The organism is Sphingobacterium rhinopitheci, assembly GCF_022627575.1.
GTDB lineage: Bacteria > Bacteroidota > Bacteroidia > Sphingobacteriales > Sphingobacteriaceae > Sphingobacterium > Sphingobacterium rhinopitheci.
The window spans coordinates 255336-273676 of the sequence record NZ_JADEYQ010000001.1 but is presented as its reverse complement, the minus strand read 5'-3'; the positions used below and the strand labels follow the sequence as shown (position 1 = coordinate 273676).

18 protein-coding genes are annotated in these 18341 nt (G+C 33.6%); 9 read left to right on the top strand and 9 right to left on the bottom strand.

What is annotated here, in order from left to right; genetic code table 11:
* Positions 1-2: 2 nt before the first annotated feature.
* Both IP023_RS01265 and IP023_RS01260 read right to left on the bottom strand, forming a co-directional pair.
* Complete coding sequence (locus IP023_RS01265) at positions 3-581, bottom strand: DJ-1/PfpI family protein (protein ID WP_241788433.1); 579 nt, start codon at positions 579-581, stop codon at positions 3-5.
* A gap of 51 nt (positions 582-632) precedes the next feature.
* Positions 633-1193, bottom strand: coding sequence for an NADPH-dependent FMN reductase (locus IP023_RS01260; RefSeq protein ID WP_241788432.1), 561 nt, complete (start codon positions 1191-1193; stop codon positions 633-635).
* Between the two features lie 406 nt (positions 1194-1599).
* On the opposite strand from IP023_RS01260, the gene IP023_RS01255 reads away from it, so the two are divergent.
* On the top strand, positions 1600-1815 hold the full coding sequence (locus tag IP023_RS01255) for a hypothetical protein (protein ID WP_241788431.1): 216 nt from the start codon (positions 1600-1602) through the stop codon (positions 1813-1815).
* Between the two features lie 19 nt (positions 1816-1834).
* On the opposite strand, the gene IP023_RS01250 is transcribed toward IP023_RS01255, so the two are convergent.
* From IP023_RS01250 to IP023_RS01240, 3 genes are all read right to left on the bottom strand, one after another.
* Positions 1835-2572, bottom strand: a complete 738-nt coding sequence (locus IP023_RS01250; RefSeq protein WP_241788430.1) for a class I SAM-dependent methyltransferase — start codon at positions 2570-2572, stop codon at positions 1835-1837.
* A gap of 374 nt (positions 2573-2946) precedes the next feature.
* Positions 2947-3858, bottom strand: coding sequence for a DUF3078 domain-containing protein (locus IP023_RS01245; protein ID WP_241788429.1), 912 nt, complete (start codon positions 3856-3858; stop codon positions 2947-2949).
* Positions 3859-4795: 937 nt separating this feature from the next.
* Positions 4796-4984, bottom strand: a complete 189-nt coding sequence (locus tag IP023_RS01240; RefSeq protein ID WP_241788428.1) for a site-specific integrase — start codon at positions 4982-4984, stop codon at positions 4796-4798.
* Positions 4985-5369: 385 nt separating this feature from the next.
* On the opposite strand from IP023_RS01240, the gene IP023_RS01235 reads away from it, so the two are divergent.
* Positions 5370-5705 carry a Rieske (2Fe-2S) protein gene (locus IP023_RS01235; protein ID WP_241788427.1) on the top strand — a complete coding sequence of 112 codons (336 nt, stop codon included), beginning with the start codon at positions 5370-5372 and terminating at the stop codon, positions 5703-5705.
* Positions 5706-5737: 32 nt separating this feature from the next.
* On the opposite strand, the gene ygiD is transcribed toward IP023_RS01235, so the two are convergent.
* Positions 5738-6622 carry a 4,5-DOPA-extradiol-dioxygenase gene (ygiD, locus tag IP023_RS01230; RefSeq protein ID WP_241788426.1) on the bottom strand — a complete coding sequence of 295 codons (885 nt, stop codon included), beginning with the start codon at positions 6620-6622 and terminating at the stop codon, positions 5738-5740.
* 98 nt (positions 6623-6720) lie between these two features.
* A complete protein-coding gene (locus IP023_RS15870) occupies positions 6721-7551 on the bottom strand; it encodes a helix-turn-helix domain-containing protein (RefSeq protein ID WP_241788425.1) in 831 nt (276 codons plus the stop codon).
* A 181-nt stretch (positions 7552-7732) separates the two neighbouring features.
* Here IP023_RS15870 and IP023_RS01220 point away from each other — a divergent pair, with 181 nt between their 5' ends.
* On the top strand, positions 7733-9058 hold the full coding sequence (locus tag IP023_RS01220; RefSeq protein ID WP_241788424.1) for an ammonium transporter: 1326 nt from the start codon (positions 7733-7735) through the stop codon (positions 9056-9058).
* A gap of 828 nt (positions 9059-9886) precedes the next feature.
* The gene (locus IP023_RS01215; protein ID WP_241788423.1) at positions 9887-11797 is read left to right on the top strand and encodes an amidophosphoribosyltransferase; all 1911 of its coding nucleotides are present in this window, start codon (positions 9887-9889) and stop codon (positions 11795-11797) included.
* A 304-nt stretch (positions 11798-12101) separates the two neighbouring features.
* Here IP023_RS01215 and IP023_RS01210 read toward each other — a convergent pair whose 3' ends face one another.
* Entirely contained in the window at positions 12102-12476 is a 375-nt protein-coding gene (locus IP023_RS01210) for a YchJ family protein (protein WP_241788422.1), read from the bottom strand.
* 235 nt (positions 12477-12711) lie between these two features.
* Between IP023_RS01210 and IP023_RS01205 the strand changes: the two genes are divergently transcribed.
* Complete coding sequence (locus IP023_RS01205) at positions 12712-13218, top strand: lipocalin-like domain-containing protein (protein WP_241788421.1); 507 nt, start codon at positions 12712-12714, stop codon at positions 13216-13218.
* A gap of 49 nt (positions 13219-13267) precedes the next feature.
* On the opposite strand, the gene lysS is transcribed toward IP023_RS01205, so the two are convergent.
* The gene (lysS, locus tag IP023_RS01200; protein WP_241788420.1) at positions 13268-14974 is read right to left on the bottom strand and encodes a lysine--tRNA ligase; all 1707 of its coding nucleotides are present in this window, start codon (positions 14972-14974) and stop codon (positions 13268-13270) included.
* Positions 14975-15206: 232 nt separating this feature from the next.
* Here lysS and IP023_RS01195 point away from each other — a divergent pair, with 232 nt between their 5' ends.
* The 4 genes from IP023_RS01195 (at position 15207) to prmA (ending at position 18340) form a co-directional block, all read left to right on the top strand.
* Positions 15207-15455 (top strand): type B 50S ribosomal protein L31, encoded by a 249-nt coding sequence (locus tag IP023_RS01195; protein ID WP_241788419.1) that lies wholly within the window; start codon positions 15207-15209, stop codon positions 15453-15455.
* A gap of 65 nt (positions 15456-15520) precedes the next feature.
* A complete protein-coding gene (locus tag IP023_RS01190; protein WP_241788418.1) occupies positions 15521-16720 on the top strand; it encodes a putative sugar nucleotidyl transferase in 1200 nt (399 codons plus the stop codon).
* A gap of 11 nt (positions 16721-16731) precedes the next feature.
* Positions 16732-17499 carry a triose-phosphate isomerase gene (gene tpiA, locus IP023_RS01185; RefSeq protein WP_241788417.1) on the top strand — a complete coding sequence of 256 codons (768 nt, stop codon included), beginning with the start codon at positions 16732-16734 and terminating at the stop codon, positions 17497-17499.
* A 1-nt stretch (position 17500) separates the two neighbouring features.
* Entirely contained in the window at positions 17501-18340 is an 840-nt protein-coding gene (prmA, locus tag IP023_RS01180; protein ID WP_241788416.1) for a 50S ribosomal protein L11 methyltransferase, read from the top strand.
* The last annotated feature ends 1 nt before the right edge of the window (position 18341 follow it).

Below are 18341 nucleotides of genomic sequence, written 5' to 3'. Positions count from 1 at the left end.
TTTTATGAGTTGATTGAAATGCCTAATAACGTATAGAAATCTTTAAGGATAGCTTGATGTCCTGGCCATGCGGGTGAGGTAACTAGATTACCATCTAATACAGATTGGTCAGCAGGGACATTTTTCCAAATCCCTCCCGCAAGTTCTATATCTGGTCCTACAGCAATATATGAGGTTAATGTACGGCCCTCTAATACACGTGCTGTTGTCAAAACCTGTATGCCGTGACAGATTGCTGCTACAGGCTTATTCTGCTCAAAGAAATGCTGTACAATTTCTATTACACGTTTATTAAGACGGATGTATTCTGCTGATCTTCCTCCAGCGATATATAAGCCGTCATAATCTTCAGGATTTACTTTATCAAAGTCTTTATTTAAAGCAAAGTTATGTCCTCGCAATTCTTGATAAGTATGAAATCCTACAAAATCATGAATTGCAGTAGGTACACTTTCTGTACTATTACGATCTGGAGCTACAGCATCTACTTCGATGCCGATAGAGCCCATTGCTTGAAAAGGAACCATTGCTTCGTAATCTTCTACGAAGTCACCTACTAATAATAAAACTTTTTTTGCCATGATATAGAGATTTCTAATATGTTAATAACAATTAATAATAAATTTAGTTTACTACGATTGTGTTAAACGTGCTGCCATCAAGCGTTTTGTTTTTCTTACTTTAGCTTCTAGTTGGCTGCGAAGAAGATTATCGGTAATGCCTTTACCATTTTCAAATTTAGTGTTGAACTCAGGTAATGAAAATGTTTCTAATACTTCTGCGCCATCAAAAGGCATTCTGTCCGTAGCGATTTGTAACACTGATTGGCCTCCTCTTGCTCCAGGGCTGGTCGCTAAAAGAAAAACAGCTTTGTTTTGATATATTTTTCGTCCAGGTATTCTTGAAATCCAGTCTATTATATTCTTATAACATGCGTTGTAGTTTCCATTGTTTTCTGCGAAAGAAATTAGGATTAGATCTGCCCAATCTATCTTTTGTGCAAAATCTAATGCTTTTTGAGGTATACCATTTTTTTCTTCATGTTGCTTGCTAAAGATAGGCATATCATAATCATTAAGATCTAATATTTCCTTTTCATCGTCCAACTCTTTATAATATTTACTCACACTAGTGACAAACTTTTTATTGATAGAGTCATAACTGTTGCTTGCTCCAAATATTAATATTTTCATAGTGACAATTTACGAAAAATTAGAGATATAATAGTTTTACTAGCGTAATAAAAAATGTTTAAATATATTCTTCAAGGTGTAATCTAAGGATATGCAGCCGTCAATACTAGAAATCATCTATATAACATAACTATATATTCATTGTAATGATGATGACAGAAACTATTATTTCTAAAGATGAATTGTTGAAAGCTTGGTAGTTATATCGTGCCTCGACACTTAAGGCTATATAGCGGTTTTTTGAGAATAAACTATTTACATTCATTACGATTAAATGCATACAAATGATGGTAGGATAAATGAATTGTTCTGTATAGCTGTACTTGAATTAAATGCTACTCTGAAAAATCAAAAGGTAGGCTATAATTATAGTGTTCACTTGGTTACTTAAAAAGCTATCATGGAAATGTGGGATTTAGATATTGCTTCAAATTATGAATTGTACAATCAAATTTCAAAGGGGCAATTTCATGAGGAGTTTGCTATGTATGTTGAGCTACGTGTTAGTGTGATTCAGCCTATTCTATATTTTAATCATAAAGAGATTCATCATCGTGGTCAGGAGGATGCTTGTCTTAGATCTTTGGCGACTGAGCTATCATTTTTCTGGGATAGATTTTAAATAAACTAGAGTAGGAAGATCATTTTATTCTTCCTACTCTAAATATGATAGGAAAGTTTACTTTACGTATTTCTGTAGTTCCCCAAGCTAGTTTTAGGTCTTTACTTATTTCATCGATTGGATTATAACCTTGTGCCTTGATAAAGTGTTTTACGGAAGACCATGTATTTAAGTAGCCAATTAAATGCTCTAATTTCCAAAGTTTAATGTTAGTGATTGCCGGAGTTTCTAGTTCTTTGAAAGGAAATGGAATCGACTCATAGCGTTGTTCTAAATGCTTTCTTTCGGCATCCCAATAGGGACCGATTATTTTTTTGTAAAAATGTAGAATCACTTCGTCAATTTCAGGCGTTATATAAGCTAATTCGTAGCCTATTAAGGCTATGATACTATTTTGCTTACCTACACGCTTGACTTCTTGGTTGAATAATTCAATATCAAACCAATGCACCGCTTGCCCGACGGTAATTAAATCAAAGGAATTACTTTCGAAATTTGTTTTTTCCGCCGGTTGTTGAGAATACTGTATGTTTTTCTCTTGAAAAGCATGGTTTAGCTGGGATCGACTGATGTCTGTTGCTTCTACTCTGTCGAATTCCTTGCTAAGCTCTAGTGCGATTTGGCCATTGCCGGTTCCGCAATCCCACGCTCTATTTTTTTCTCTTAATAAAGGGTATAAAAATTCAAAAATAGTTTGCGGATAGGTGGGCCGAAACTTAGCGTATTTGTCTGAAGAATTTGAAAAATTGTCTTTCATAACATTATAGCTTTCTTATAAATATAAGAAAAAATTGGTTATATATTTTTTCTTCATTTTATTCTACCTTTTGTTTTTAAAAAGTGAGGAGTTTTAAGCTGTTTAGATATGTTCAATTAGAGGTGTTATCCACTTCGTATTGTTTAATATTTTGTAGGGATTTTTTTATATTTCTTAAATAAACAAATTTTTAGCCGTTTATTAATAGCTTATTAACGCATTTTTGCTTTATACCCTCATATGTGGTGTAGATATTTCAAATTCCGTTTGTTCAACTTAGTCCTAAAGTTTATTATTTCATTCGGATATCTTTGCGTCAAATTGTTTTCTTAGTATTAGATTTCTCTAGTATAAAAACTAAAGCGATTGCTTTTTTAGAATGAATATTTAAACCCTATACCGACAGTTTCTTTTTGTTGTAGTTTTTTAGAGGTATCATAATCGTACAATACATCATAATATACATTGGCAGATATAAATTTATTTACTTTCAAATATAAGCTTGCTTGATAATCAATATCTACTTTTGAAAAATCATGGGTATAATCTGCAAAAAGACCTAAGATATTTTCCATAGTAACATTCTTCATTATATCAAATTTGTAGTATGCATACACTGTGGAACCAAATTCAAAACGATGTACTTCATTTTGTGATACGCCAAATGATTTGCCCATTTTTGTGAACTCACTATGGACGAATACAAATCGAGGTGTAGCAGGTGAGAAATTAATTTTGAAATTATCAGACTTTCTCCAAAATATACCTGGTCCAGTCATTAAGAATATGGGGGATAAAAAATGTGATACTTTATTTTTTGGATCTTTAGGATCTAGGCCTTTACCAAATTGAGATTTGAAGTTGAAGAAGAATGAATAGTGCCATTCTTTTTCTATATTTCTAGCTAATATAGAATTGAGTTCGATTTTATCTTCTGTTTTTTTTACGGAACTAAACTTATTTCTGTTGAAGCCATAAGCCGTTATAAATTTATTGTCTAAAACCCAATTGTCTTTTTTGTAGTTGAAATCATAATTCAATCGCAAATTTACTGTAATATTGCTTGTTCCTCCATTTAGCCAATTACTGAATGCTGATTGATTCCCTGAAAGAGAGGTTGTCCCCTTTATATTCCAGTGTTTAGTCGTTGTGCTGTCAATCTTGTTTTTCTTATGCTGGTTGCTATCTTTTTTAGAATGTTTTGTTGCAATGCTGTCTTGTATGTTTTGAGCATTGGAAATGTTGATGCTCATCAATAACAACATAAAGAATAAATAGGTTTTCATAATTAATTCTAAATTTTTTTTATTAAATAACAATAATTTATAGTTTATAACATCAAAATCTGATTTATGTTTTACAACATATCAGTTTTCTAATATATATTGAATTAATATTTAATTTTGTGGCTTAAGTGTTTAGAATTTATATTATTCGTTTTAAGTTTTTAGCTAGTAATGTTTTTACTAAATCTTTTATAGATTCAGCTATTAGTGTTGAAGTAGCAGCAACAAATCACAATAAAATATCGCTAAAAACAATAAACCGAAACTGGTATTGTATTGCAGTATCCAGTCATTGAACGCTATATGTCCCTCTGAAAGAAATATTCGAACGGCCTAAAGATGCACCTTATACATTTGAAGTCAATGTGGATTAGAATATGTAAATAACAGTTTAGATATTTAGAATTTGGGAGAATTGCACAGAAAAGTTTAGGATATTTCTAATTTGATTAAAGAAATACCTGCAGCCTACAAGATATTGCAAAAGGCCACAAAATGGCTCGACCAACAGGAAGTATACCTACTGATGAACATTATAAAGGCATTGAACGTTAACTATCAGCGTTAGCTGATTAAAAAATGTTTAGAAAAATGGTTTTTATGCGGATTTAGTTTCTTTTTGCTTTTTAAGTGTTAATCCAAAACCAATCATAAGAAAGGCAAAAAATATTGGATAAAGGACAAAAAACGAAGAATGAACTGAGGTTAATGATAGACCCAAAGCCAAAAAAATATGCAATAAGGAAATTACAACTGTGCCTAGAGTTCCGATTGTGAAAAATGGATGGAATTTTTTCATTTTAATTTAAACTTATTGATTGGTATAATAGAATAAATAGTTTATTAAAACTAAAAATGCGAAAAAATATTAAATTTTAAAAACTTTATTTAATTGATTTATAGTTGCCAAACAGAAGACTATTCCAAACCTTTGAATTTATGTGATACCTTTTAACATGCCTTTACCAACTTTTTTGTTGAGTATTTTAATATAAATTTGTGTGGTTGTAATATTCTTTTGCACTAACATTTTACTTAAAATTTTCAACGTAACCTCCTCATTTAAAAATAATGTAGCAAAAGGATGCTGTGCCATAAAAAAAGAGGTTGCTTTTTTAGCTGTCATTACAAATCGTATTTTAAGGGGTAGCAAATATCTTTTCATCCCTTTGAGCATCCTCTATATTTTCGATAATGATTTTCGGGATATCCAAGAGTATCAGGTTTGAAGATGTAGCTATCGGCTAAGCTGTAGCCACTGCCAGCTTCATCAATAATAGGTGCGCCAGATTATTCTAAGTTTTTGTTATCGCGACAAATGTCACATAGGCTGACGTTAAAAAGTTAAGCTAATTCACGAGCCTTTACAATGCGTTTGGACTGTAGATGAATTAATATATCTCCAATTCTCTTAAAGTTTTTTATAAATCTATAAGCAAAGTATCTTTTATAACGCAATAATTATAATTATTAAGCATAAATTTTTGAAAGAATTTGCTTACATTTAAACTATGCCTTGGTATGAAATTCCCGTCAAATATATGTCTATTCGTAGTCGTGTTCAGTTGTTGAATATTGAAGGGAGGAGTTTTTGCTTAGTATTTAATGATGACAAATGGGTAGCTTTTTCCAAAAGCTGTCCTCATGCTGGTGCGCCATTGGTTGATGGCTGGTGTGAAGATGGGCAGATTGTTTGTCCTTTTCATAGGCATAGTTTTGATCTTAAAACTGGACGAGGTAAATTAGGACAACATAATTATATAAAAATATATCCCACAAAAATAGAAGCAGATAGGTGTTTGGTTTATTTTGGCTCTTCTTTGTGGAGTAGACTGTTTAGTAAATAGCGTAATTATTTATTACGCTATTTATTTATGAGTTATCCTATTTTAAATGATGTCATCGCTAATGAGCCAGCTACTGCTTGGTCGTTGAAAATATTAATTTCTTCCTCTTTATCTTGAAGTGCTAATGCATATATCATAGGCATATAATGCTCAGGAGTGGGTATAGCTAATTGAAACTCTTTTCCTTGTAGATGATAATCGATCAAAGGTTGATGGTTACCATCTCTAATATATTCCTTCATTTTTTCATCAGCATATTTAGCCCAATCGAATGCAAATCCTGCTGTATTGAGATGTTGCCATGAAATCATACGTAGATTGTGGACATTGTTACCGCTGCCAACGATCAATACTCCTCTTCTGCGTAGTGCTGCTAACTCTTTGGCTAGTGCATAATGATAGGAAGGCGGCTTTGTATAGTCAATACTCATTTGTATGATGGGAACATCAGCGTTTGGGTATAGGTGCTTGATAACAGACCAAGATCCATGGTCCAAACCCCATTTGTCGTCAAGGTGTATATCTGTCGAAGTAACTATTTCTTTTGTTAATAGGGCCAAGTCTGGAGACCCTGGAGCTGGGTATTGTACATCAAATAAAGCCTGTGGAAATCCACCGAAGTCATGAATAGTCTGTGGGTTTTCCATGGCTGTAACATAGGTTCCTTTTGTCTCCCAATGCGCAGATATAACAAGGATAGCATTAGGTTTTTCTATTTGACTGCTGATAGTGCGGAACCCCTTTACAAATTCATTTTCTTCGATAGCATTCATTGGACTACCATGTCCTAAAAATAGAACAGGCATTTTGCTCGTTTCGGGCAATTCGCTAGAGAACTTATTAAGAGAGCTCAGTTTGAACGCTGCTCCTGTAAGCGGTAATGCTGCAGCTGCAACTAAAAACTGTTTTCTATTCATATTTTCCATTGTTCAATTCAATATGTTATTATATTATTACAAATATCAGTATAAGTAGTTTGTGGTAAGTATGAAATTTTGGCGAAAATGTATAAAGATTAGGAAATAATTTTCTTCATATCTTCTCTAAATTCTGTAGGTGTCTGTCCGGATTTCTTTTTAAACACACTGGTGAAGTATGCTTTGTCACTATAGCCAATTTCGTAGCCAATTTCCGAAATCGTCATTTCTGTTGTAAAGAGTAGGTTTTTGGCTTCTACAAGTTTTCTTGTTTCAATAAGTTCGGAAACGGTTAAGTGTAATATGTTCTGGGTTATCGTATTTAATGTCTTTGTGCTGGTGAATAATTTTTCGGCATAAAAGGTAACTCCATCAGATCGTCGGAAGTTTTCTTCAAGTATAGCAAGGAGGTTTTGAAATGTTTTATTCTGATTCGTCAATATTTTATTACTGTTTTCAACAAGATTCATACGTCTTTCTTCAATCATAGAAAATAGGGCAGAGAGGAGGTCTCTTACGGTACCTAGATTGGGATGATGATTTTGCATTTCCTCGTATATAAATTGGCATAGTCGATTTAGTCTGTCAAACTGTTTATCGCTAACGAGTGAAATATTAGCTTGATCATGGTAATAGTTGTACAATTGAAAGGTGATGTCTGGAATAAACTCACTTTTAAAACGAATTACCCAAAAGTCACACTCATTGTTTAAGATATGAGGCTGAATACGGTGTATTTTTCCTTTTGTAACAAAAGAAATAAATGGAGCGTCATAATATTGGGTATTATAATCAATAAAATGCTCTAATCTGCCCTTTATACCAATTATGAGTTCTTCAAAATTATGTTGATGTGGAGAATTGTCAATTTCTGCGATGTGTAAAGCATCTAAATGACCAATCTTGTATATTTTAAATAATTCTTTCACTTATTAAATATACATTTTAGTGATTGTATAACAAAATGTTGTTTTTGATATCATTTTTACCTTTTTTTTATGGTTTTTTTCAATTAAATGTTTTTTTTATAGAAAAAAATCAAAATATTGTTGTTTTTTAATTTTCAAACATGTTAATTTGGGTATAATTTAAAAATCTAATCAAAAATACATGAGTTTATCTGGAAAAAAATCATATTTACCTATTTTATTGATGCTTATTCTTGTTTTTGTAGCATTATTTAACTCATCTCTACCTAATTTTACTAAAAATTATGAATATAATGGAGCAGATGTGGCATGGATGTTAGCTTCTACAGCATTAGTATTGATTATGACGCCAGGTTTAGCCTATTTTTATGGTGGTATGGTGAAAAAGAAAAATGTTATCTCTACCATGTTACAGAGTTTTATTTCTATGGCTGTAGTTGCAGTTTTGTGGGTTGTATTTGGATTTTCATTAGTATTTGGAGATTCTTTAGGCGGTATTATTGGTAACCCTATGACATTTTTTATGTTTAATAATGTATTAGATGGTAAACCTTGGGGAGGGGCACCTACTATTCCATTTACCCTTTTCGCAATATACCAGCTGAAATTCGCTATTATCACGCCCGCTTTAATTACAGGTGCTGTTGCGGGGCGCATTAAATTTACATCTTACGTTTTGTTTATTTGCCTGTTCTTTATTTTTATATATGCCCCTTTAGCACACGCTACCTGGCATCCAGACGGAATTTTATTCAAAATGGGGGTTTTGGATTTTGCAGGTGGTACTGTTGTACATATGTCTGCTGGATTGACGGCTTTAGTGGCGGCCATTTATTTGAAACAAGGGAAGCATTTTAAAGATCATACTCCCGCTCGTATTACCTACGTATTATTAGGAACTGGTATGCTTTGGTTTGGTTGGGTAGGTTTCAATGCGGGTTCTGCTTTTGGAGCGACAGAATTGGCAGCTACAGCATTAGCAACGACGTCTACAGCATCAGGTGCAGCGGCGTTAACTTATATATTCTTTGATGCAGCTCGTGGTATTAAGCCATCAGCGTTAGGGGTTTGTATTGGTATTGTAATCGGATTGGTTGCTATCACACCTGCTGCGGGTTTTGTAACAGTCCCTAATTCATTAGTGATTGGATCCGTAGCAGCTATAGTAAGTCGTCTATGTATAGAATGGAGAACAAAATCTCAAGTAGATGACACATTGGATGTATTTCCTAGTCACGGCATTGGTGGTATGGTGGGTATGATTTTGACAGGTGTTTTTGCTAATAAAGCGATAAATTCTGCAGTTGAAAATAATGGATTGTTTTATGGAGAAACGACGTTATTCAAAGCACATATTATAGGTCTAATAGGTACTGCTATTTTTATATTAGTATTCGCAGTTATTTTATTAAAAGTTACGGATTTGATAACGCCGTTACGTGTTACGGAAGAGGAAGAAGAGGTTGGGTTGGATGAGTCGCAACATGGAGAAAAATTATCTTATTAATTTACCTACACTTTTCGTTCTAAATTATGATAGCTCGGTCCTGTTCAGGGCCGAGTTTTTTTAGGTATAAAATAAAACTTGATTACATGTCTTAGTTGTTTATTTGTCAATGTTTTACAGGTATATTATTGATTTTATACTAAAAAAGTATACTTTTTTAAATGGACTTGTTAAATCGCATTATGTGTTTTTTTGGAATGTGGACTATTTATATATAGTGTTGATAATTAGTTGGTTTAATTTTATTGTGTTGAAAATGTTATTTAATGTTAAAAAATGGCTTAATTTTTGATATCTCTAAAATTCCAATGCTGAATGTATTTAGCAGAAGTATCTAAAGGTGTGTTATTATACTAGAGCTCCTCATTTATTCTGTAGGAGCTCTAGATTTTTTATATCTAACTATTGATCTGACCTAGTATAGAGTGTGCTTTCAAAAATAGCCATAGACATTTTAAGCTTATGTAGGTTAGTTATTATAAATAAGCAGCTACAGTTGCCATGTTTATTTCTCATTTTTAGCTTTCGCTATAAGATTTAGTTATATGATTATACCCATACGATACCTGGAGTTCGGTCGGTAAAATACAGATCGCTGTTTATTATTATTAATATTTAGTGCCTTTTGGCGTAGGATTATCGCTCAATAGCAAAGTAGATGTATTTTTTATTATCCCCTATGTATAAGGTTGTTATGTATTGGTTTTCAGTGTTTTGTTTCAAATATTACTATTATATTTTGTCAATTCCTCTTTTTTTTTGTAAAAAAGTATAGAGGTGATTAATAACAAAGTGAATTTTGTTACCTTTGTGCCATCAATTCAAGCTATGAGTGACGCTATAAAACATGAGTGTGGAATCGCACTAATCAGACTACTAAAACCTCTATCTTACTACCAAGAAAAGTATGGTACCCCTTACTACGGAATTAATAAATTGTATCTTCTTATGGAGAAACAACATAACCGTGGTCAAGACGGAGCAGGTATTGCTACTATTAAATTTGATGTTAAGCCAGGTAACCGTTACATAAGCCGTTATCGAGCTATGGGATCTACTGCTGTAGCCGATATTTTTGAATACGTTCAAAAGAAATTTGCTGCGGTTCAGAAAGCACATCCTATAGAATCTAAAGAAACACAATGGCTTAAGGATAATGTGAGCTTTACAGGAGAAGTGCTGTTGGGACACTTGCGCTATGGTACACATGGAAAAAATAGTGTCGAAAGTTGTCATCCCTTTTTGAGACAAAATAATTGGATGACCAGAAATCTAGTTGTAGCAGGTAACTTTAACATGACTAATGTTGATGAGTTACTACAGCAATTATATGACCTGGGACAGCATCCAAAAGAGCAGGCTGATACCGTGACCGTTTTAGAGAAAATAGGTCATTTCTTAGATGATGAAAATCAAGAGCTTTTTGATCAATTTAAGAAAGACGGCTATTCAAATATGGAGATATCTGCGCAGATAGGTAAAAACCTTGATGTCGCTAAAATATTAACGCGTTCCGCAAAAACTTGGGATGGTGGATATACTATCGCAGGTATTATGGGGCATGGTGATGCTTTTGTAATGCGTGATCCTGCAGGTATACGTCCTGCGTTTTATTACCAAGATGATGAAGTATTGGTCGTAGCATCTGAGCGACCAGTGATTCAAACTGCATTTAATATCCCATTAGGTGCTGTCAAAGAAATCAAGCCTGGACATGCTTTGATCGCGAAGAAAGATGGTACTATTACTGAGGAAATGTTTAGACAGCCAGAAGTGCAAAAATCATGTTCTTTTGAGCGTATCTACTTCTCTAGAGGTTCTGATGCTGATATTTATCAAGAGCGTAAGACTTTAGGTAAATTATTGTGTCCACAAGTATTAAGTGCTATAAATAACGATATAAAGAATACAGTATTTTCATTTATTCCTAATACAGCCGAAGTTTCTTACTACGGTATGATGGAAGGAATGAATAAATATGTACGTGATTATCAAAAGGAGATTTTATTAAACCGTGATGAGAAAATATCTGATAACGAATTGAATGATATCTTAAGTATTCATCCGCGTTTTGAGAAATTGAATATCAAAGATGCCAAATTGCGTACATTCATTACACAAGACGCCGATCGTAACGATATGGTTCAGCATGTGTACGATACGACATATGGTATTGTAAAAGATCATACTGATACTATCGTAGCTATAGACGATTCTATCGTACGTGGTACGACATTGAAACAGTCGATATTAACAATATTGGACCGCTTAAATCCTAAGAAAATTGTTGTTGTTTCTTCGGCACCGCAGATTCGTTACCCTGATTGTTATGGTATTGATATGTCCCGTATGGGTGAGTTTGTAGCTTTTGAGGCGGCAATCAATTTATTAAGACGTAAGGGCTTAGCGCATATTATCGAAGAAGTATATCAAAAATGTGTAGCTTCAATAGCTAAACCGAAAGATGAGATTGAGAATTACGTAAAGGCAATCTATGAACCATTCACCTATGAAGAGGTATCCGAAGAAATATCGAATATCGTTCGTCCAGTGAATTTGAAAGCCGAATTGAAAGTTATTTTCCAAACACTTGATAATTTACATACTGCATGTCCTGATCATCTAGGTGATTGGTACTTCTCAGGTGATTATCCTACTCCTGGTGGTAACAAAGTAGTAAATAGAGCCTATATGAACTGGGTTGAAGGTAAAAATGTACGCGCTTACTTTAGTAATTAAAATAGTAAGTGTTCAAAATAATAAAAGGCTAATCTTCGGATTAGCCTTTTGTATTTTAATATATAGTAGTATACTGTATTATACAAAGTGAATTACTTAAGTACTAAAACTTAAGTAAATGGATGCTTTAGTCTTCTAAAACAACATAATCGTCGCCATCGTACAACCATTCTATTGGTTCAGTGATGTGCTCTAGTACTGCAAATTCTAAATCTTTAATCATATTATATATTTTAACTATACAAATATAATTGTCAATAATTATCAATATATTAATTGGATGTTAAGTTTGCATTAATAGTTGTTATGGTAATATTATACCATCTACATAATACCATATTCCTTGATCTTTTTTGAAAGTAGATCTTTCGTGGTGTATTTGGGTTTCTAAATACTGATCCAAATAATGTGCTTTGAATTCAACAATAGTATCTGTAGATTTTAAGATCTCTAAATTCATCCATTTGGATGATATTGCCCACTGTTGAATATCTTTTTTATCCTGGAAATGACGTGTGCTCGGATGAAATGTGTTATATATAAAATCTATTTCATGCTTTACAAAAGCACTATAACGTGCACGCATGAGCATTTCGGCAGATTGGGCGCAGCTTGGGTCGGTATGTATTTTTTGGCAACAGTTTTCAAATTCTATAGTATTTCCACAGGGGCAGGTCATATTTTTTTAACTTTAATGAGTAATTAATACAATGTAAAAATACGTAAAAATTGAGGTTTATGATTTGGACGCGTTAATTATTTAAAAATGTTCTTATAATATCATGTATTTTATTAATGTTATATTTATTGCTTTATATCAAGAATATATTGTTTAGTGTAAAAAGATGTGATTTGTCAATTGATGACAAACTATTTTTATAATTCAGACGTTTTAATTAAAAGAAAATAATCGAATGTCCTCCATAAAAAATGAAATTATAGGTAGCTGGAAGCTACTATCTTATATAGAAGTGCCAATAGATGGTGTTGATTCTTACTTTCCTGTCGGAAAAATGCCTAAAGGTATTTTGATTTATAATCCTGATGGTTTTATGTCTGTCCAAATCACTGCTGATGATGCGCAGCATTTTGTCTCTGAAGACCGGATGATTGCCTCTGATGAAGAATTAAGAAATAGATTGAATACCTATATTGCATTTTCGGGTAAGTATGCTGTAGACAATGAAGCAGCATGCGTAATCTATCATATCGAGACTTCTTTATATCCAAATTGGATGGGTGCAAAATTGTTACGGAAATTAGATTTTGAAGGGGATGTATTATATCAGAAAACCTTAGAGCCCATATTATCAAATGGCGAACTTGTACATGCTTATATGACTTGGAAGAGGATAGAGAAAGATTCTTCTTACGAGAAGTTAAGAGAGGATCTCCAAAATATGTTGGAAGAAAAACGCTAAAAAAAGGCGATCTATTATAGATCGCCTTTTACTATTATATTAATAGTGATTATTTTTTGACAATGTATTTATTGTCTCCATCAACTATAATATTTATTAAATCTTTTTGACGAAGGCCTTTTGATGCTGTATCCCATTTTTTGCCACTCAATCCTGATTTTTCTTTAGCTTCAGATAATGAAATTTCATCTGTCGATAAAATTGCTAAAATAATTTTTTCGTCATCATTCAACTCTACAACAGGCTCTGTTTTTTCAGGTCGCATCTGCGGGAAGAATAATACTTCCTGGATAGAAGCGTTATTTGTCAAAAACATAATAAGTCTATCCATACCGATTCCTAATCCTGAGGTAGGAGGCATACCATATTCTAATGCTCTTAAGAAATCTTGATCGATAAACATAGCTTCATCATCTCCTTTTGCAGATAGAAGTAATTGTTCCTCAAAACGCTCGCGTTGATCGATAGGATCATTAAGTTCTGAATAAGCATTCGCTACTTCTTTACCGCAAATCATTAATTCAAAGCGCTCTGTTAACGCTGGATTGTCTCTATGTTTCTTGGTCAATGGTGACATTTCAATAGGGTAATCCGTGATGAAAGTAGGTTGAATAAAGTTACCTTCGCATTTCTCTCCGAATATTTCATCTATTAACTTGCCTTTGCCCATTGTTTCATTAACAGGGATACCCATGCCTTTAGCTGCTTCGCGAAGCTCTTCTTCCGATTTGCCTGTGATGTCAAATCCAGTGAATTGCTTAATAGCATCTGTCATAGTAACACGAGGATACGGTGCTTTGAAGTCAATTTGGTGTTCACCAAATGTAGCTGCTGAAGTACCGTTAACAGTAATAGCACAATATTCCAATAGACGCTCCGTAAAGTCCATCATCCAGTTGTAGTCTTTGTAGGCAACATATATTTCCATTGCCGTAAATTCTGGATTATGCGTACGATCCATTCCTTCATTTCTGAAGTTTTTAGAGAACTCGTATACACCATCAAAACCACCTACAATCAGGCGCTTAAGGTATAGTTCATTCGCGATACGTAGGTATAAAGGGATATCTAATGCATTGTGGTGTGTGATAAATGGTCGTGCTGACGCTCCACCAGGGATCGCTTGTAAAACAGGCGTCTCTACTTCCATATAGCCAGCTTCATTAAAGAAATGACGCATAGCATTGAATAGTTTCGTACGTTTTACAAAAATATCTTTGTTTTGAGCATTTACGATTAAATCTACATAACGCATTCTGTAGCGTTGCTCTGGATCTGTGAATGCGTCAAATGTTTTTCCTTCCGCTTCCTTAACAATTGGTAACGGACGTAAAGATTTGGTTAAAACAGTAAGTTTTTCTGTGTGAATAGAAATTTCACCCGTCTGAGTCGTGAATACATAGCCCTCAATACCTATGATATCACCTATATCCAATAATTTTTTGAATACGGTATTGTAAAAAGTCTTATCTTCATTAGGGCAGATGTCATCACGCTTTACATAAGCTTGAATACGACCTGTAGAATCTTGTATCTCTATAAAAGAAGCATTACCCATGATGCGACGGCTCATAATACGGCCAGCGATACGAATGCTCTTATAATTGATTTTGTCTCTTTCGTAGTTTTCTAATATATCTTCGGCAGTTACATTTACTTCGAATTCTTCGGCTGGGTAAGGATTGATACCCAAGTCGATTATTCCCTGAAGATTTTGTCTGCGTTGTAGTTCCTGTTCGGATAATGCAATACTCATGATTTATGAATTATTCTAAATAGTCTGCAAAAATAGCAAAAAGCATAAACAAATTCGCTTTTTTATGTTCTTTATATGTCAAATAATACCTATTTTTGTAGACTAAATCGGAACCGTAATAGAGGTGGAGAAAAATTATCAATGTGGATAAGTTTTATTTTGTATTTATCTATAAAATAAATTATCTTTGCACCTCAATTGTTAGTAGAATATATAGTAATCATAAGATAAAATGAAAAAAGATTTACATCCATCAAACTACAGATTAGTTGTTTTCAAAGATATGTCAAATGACTATGCTTTCTTAACTAAATCATGTGTAGATACTAAAGAGTCGATAACTTGGGAAGATGGTACTGAATATCCATTAATAAAATTGGAGATTTCTCATACTTCACACCCTTTCTATACAGGTAAAATGAAATTGGTTGATACAGCAGGTCGTATTGATAAATTCCGTACTCGTTACAACAAGAAATAATCTATATTATAATATAGGTACAAATCCCGATAAGCAATTATCGGGATTTTTTGTATTTTTAGGGTATGGTATTTTCTGTTGTATTGTTTGATGATTTGATTGCACGTAATCATTTGTTGCCTTTAGTTGCTACGCGACCTATCGGCAATTTGCGTGTCGGTATACTGACGATAAACAAAAAATGGGAATCGATATTCAATACTGATGTTTCTTATCTTACAGTCGATTACTTAAGAGACAAATTTTCTATAAATACCTTTTCAGATAGGGAGCTGTTGGTAATAAAGGGTTCTGTTTTACCTAATGATAGCCTCCTTGAGGCATTACGTTCATTAACCTTAAATCAGCAGTTAGTAGATAAGGCAGGAGAGTGGATTGCTGTTAAGGTGGGGCAGGGAGCTCATTTTAATGCGGAAACATTAGAAGGTTACGAAAAAGTAGAGCTTCAAGGAGATGTAAATAGAATTTTATTTCCTGAAGATATTTTCCTAAATAATGCATCACAAATTTTATTTGATTTGCAGCTCATGAATATTAAGCCTAATGAGGTTAGTTCAACTAATACCATTATCGGTAATGATTTATATATAGCACAAAATACAGCTATAAATGGAGCTGTGTTGGATACGACCAAAGGACCGATTTATGTCGGTGAGGGCGCCGTCATAGAACCCAATGTAGTCATTTACGGCCCTGTTTCAATCGGTGCAAATTGTAGGGTGAAATCCGGCGCTGTTATCTATCCGAATGTTACAATAGGAGAGTTTTCTACGGTAGGAGGAGAGTTGAACAATGTCGTAATATGGGGAAATTCTGCCAAAGGTCATGCTGGCTATTTGGGATGTGCTGTTGTGGGGGAGGGTTGTAACTTGGGTGCAGGTACAACAAATTCTAACCTAAAAAATGATTGGAGTACAGTAAAGCTGTACGATTATGCTATCAATGGACTTCGTGATACTACCCTACAAAAGTGTGGTGTTGTGATTGGAGATCAGGTAATGTTGGGTATTCATTCCATGCTTACGACAGGAACAATTATTGGTGTTGGAGCGCAGGTTGCAATGTCAAAATTTATTCCGAAATTTGTACCTGACTTTTGTTGGCTGACAGATCATAAATGTGAGACGTATCTCTTTTCTCGTTTTGAAGATATGATGAAACGTAAAGCATTGTTGAAGAAAGAAAAATTAACAGATCATGATATGATGATATTAAGCTATATTCATCAGGATACGAAAGAACTAAGAGAAAATAATCAACACTAAATAAATATATTATGCGTAAGAATATTGTCGCTGGAAACTGGAAAATGAATTTGAATTTCGAAGAAGGAGTAAGTCTTTTTTCAGAGATTGTGAACATGGTTAAAGATGAAGTAATCGGTAAACAAGAGGTTGTTGTTTGCTCTCCATTTATCCATTTAAATACAATAGGCAAATTGGCCGAAACAGTTGGTAATGTAGCTGTAGGGGCACAAAATATTTACCAAGCTGAATCAGGAGCTTATACAGGAGAAATCTCCGCATCACAAGTTAAATCTGTAGGCGCTAATTACGTAATATTAGGTCACTCTGAGCGTAGAGCTTATTTTGGAGAAACAGATGCAATATTAGCAGAAAAAGTAAATGTAACTTTAAAACATAGTTTAACGCCTATATTCTGTATTGGCGAAACGAAAGAAGAACGTGAATCAGGTCGTTTCTTTGATGTTATCAAAACGCAATTGGAAAATGGAATCTTCCATTTAGAGGCTGCAGAATTTGCTAAAGTTGTATTAGCGTACGAGCCAGTATGGGCGATTGGAACAGGACTTACGGCTTCTCCAGAGCAAGCGCAAGAAGTTCACGCCTTTATTCGTGAAGTAGTTGCTGCAAAATACGGTGAAGAAGTGGCAGAGTCAACGACAATCTTGTATGGTGGTAGTTGTAATCCTTCGAATGCACAGACTTTATTTTCACAAAAAGATATTGATGGTGGTTTGATCGGTGGTGCATCTTTGAAATCACGTGATTTCTTAGAAATAGTGAAAGTATTTAACGCTTAAAATGAAATATACAGTAGTAAATTTTTTTAGTTCGGATATCCAAGAATGGCAAAAGGACTTACTTATTGATGAATTAGGATCAGTAGGTTTTGATACTTTTGAGGACCAGGATTATGGGTTTTCAGCTTATATCCCTAGTTCGAATCTAGATATTCAAGCTTTAGAAACAGTATTATTAAGTCAAGTTGATGGATATCAACTTGACTATAAAATTGAAGATATCGAAGAACAGAATTGGAATGTTCTTTGGGAGAGTAATTTTAATCCAATCATAGTGGATGATAGGATCTATGTGAGAGCAACCTTTCATGAAGCACTACCAAGCTATGATTACGAAATTGTTATTGATCCCAAAATGTCTTTCGGTACAGGTCATCATCAGACCACATCTATGATGCTTTCTTATATCCTTGAAAATGATTTTAAGGGAAAGAGAGTTCTTGATATGGGTTGTGGCACAGGTATCTTAGCTATTTTAGCCTCTAAACGTGGGGCTGCATCTGTCGTAGCTATAGATTTTGATTCTATTTGTTTTGATAGTGTGATTGAAAATAGAGAATTGAATAATGTCACTAATATTGAAGCTAGATTAGGTTCTAAAGAAGCTATTGGGGCAGAGATGTTTGATTCTATTATTGCTAATATCAATCGCAATATCTTATTAGATCAATTAGAAACGTACGCCGCTGTGTTGAAATCTAAAGGTGAATTATATTTAAGTGGTTTTTACGAAGATCAAGATTTACAGATTTTAAAGGATAAATGTGAAAGTTTAAACATCATCTTTAAAGAAAATAAAGTGATGGATAATTGGTGTGCTGCCAAGTTTGTAAAACAATAAC

Coding starts and splice junctions, on each gene's coding strand:
- lysS (WP_241788420.1), bottom strand. CDS start 14,974: ATGAGTATTGCATTATCCGAACAGGAACTACAACGCAGACAAAATCTT.
- IP023_RS01260 (WP_241788432.1), bottom strand. CDS start 1,193: ATGAAAATATTAATATTTGGAGCAAGCAACAGTTATGACTCTATCAAT.
- IP023_RS01265 (WP_241788433.1), bottom strand. CDS start 581: ATGGCAAAAAAAGTTTTATTATTAGTAGGTGACTTCGTAGAAGATTAC.
- ygiD (WP_241788426.1), bottom strand. CDS start 6,622: ATGAATAGAAAACAGTTTTTAGTTGCAGCTGCAGCATTACCGCTTACA.
- IP023_RS01255 (WP_241788431.1), top strand. CDS start 1,600: ATGTGGGATTTAGATATTGCTTCAAATTATGAATTGTACAATCAAATT.
- IP023_RS01190 (WP_241788418.1), top strand. CDS start 15,521: ATGGTATTTTCTGTTGTATTGTTTGATGATTTGATTGCACGTAATCAT.
- prmA (WP_241788416.1), top strand. CDS start 17,501: ATGAAATATACAGTAGTAAATTTTTTTAGTTCGGATATCCAAGAATGG.
- IP023_RS01220 (WP_241788424.1), top strand. CDS start 7,733: ATGAGTTTATCTGGAAAAAAATCATATTTACCTATTTTATTGATGCTT.
- tpiA (WP_241788417.1), top strand. CDS start 16,732: ATGCGTAAGAATATTGTCGCTGGAAACTGGAAAATGAATTTGAATTTC.
- IP023_RS01215 (WP_241788423.1), top strand. CDS start 9,887: ATGAGTGACGCTATAAAACATGAGTGTGGAATCGCACTAATCAGACTA.
- IP023_RS01240 (WP_241788428.1), bottom strand. CDS start 4,984: ATGACAGCTAAAAAAGCAACCTCTTTTTTTATGGCACAGCATCCTTTT.
- IP023_RS01250 (WP_241788430.1), bottom strand. CDS start 2,572: ATGAAAGACAATTTTTCAAATTCTTCAGACAAATACGCTAAGTTTCGG.
- IP023_RS01210 (WP_241788422.1), bottom strand. CDS start 12,476: ATGACCTGCCCCTGTGGAAATACTATAGAATTTGAAAACTGTTGCCAA.
- IP023_RS01245 (WP_241788429.1), bottom strand. CDS start 3,858: ATGAAAACCTATTTATTCTTTATGTTGTTATTGATGAGCATCAACATT.
- IP023_RS01195 (WP_241788419.1), top strand. CDS start 15,207: ATGAAAAAAGATTTACATCCATCAAACTACAGATTAGTTGTTTTCAAA.
- IP023_RS01205 (WP_241788421.1), top strand. CDS start 12,712: ATGTCCTCCATAAAAAATGAAATTATAGGTAGCTGGAAGCTACTATCT.
- IP023_RS01235 (WP_241788427.1), top strand. CDS start 5,370: ATGCCTTGGTATGAAATTCCCGTCAAATATATGTCTATTCGTAGTCGT.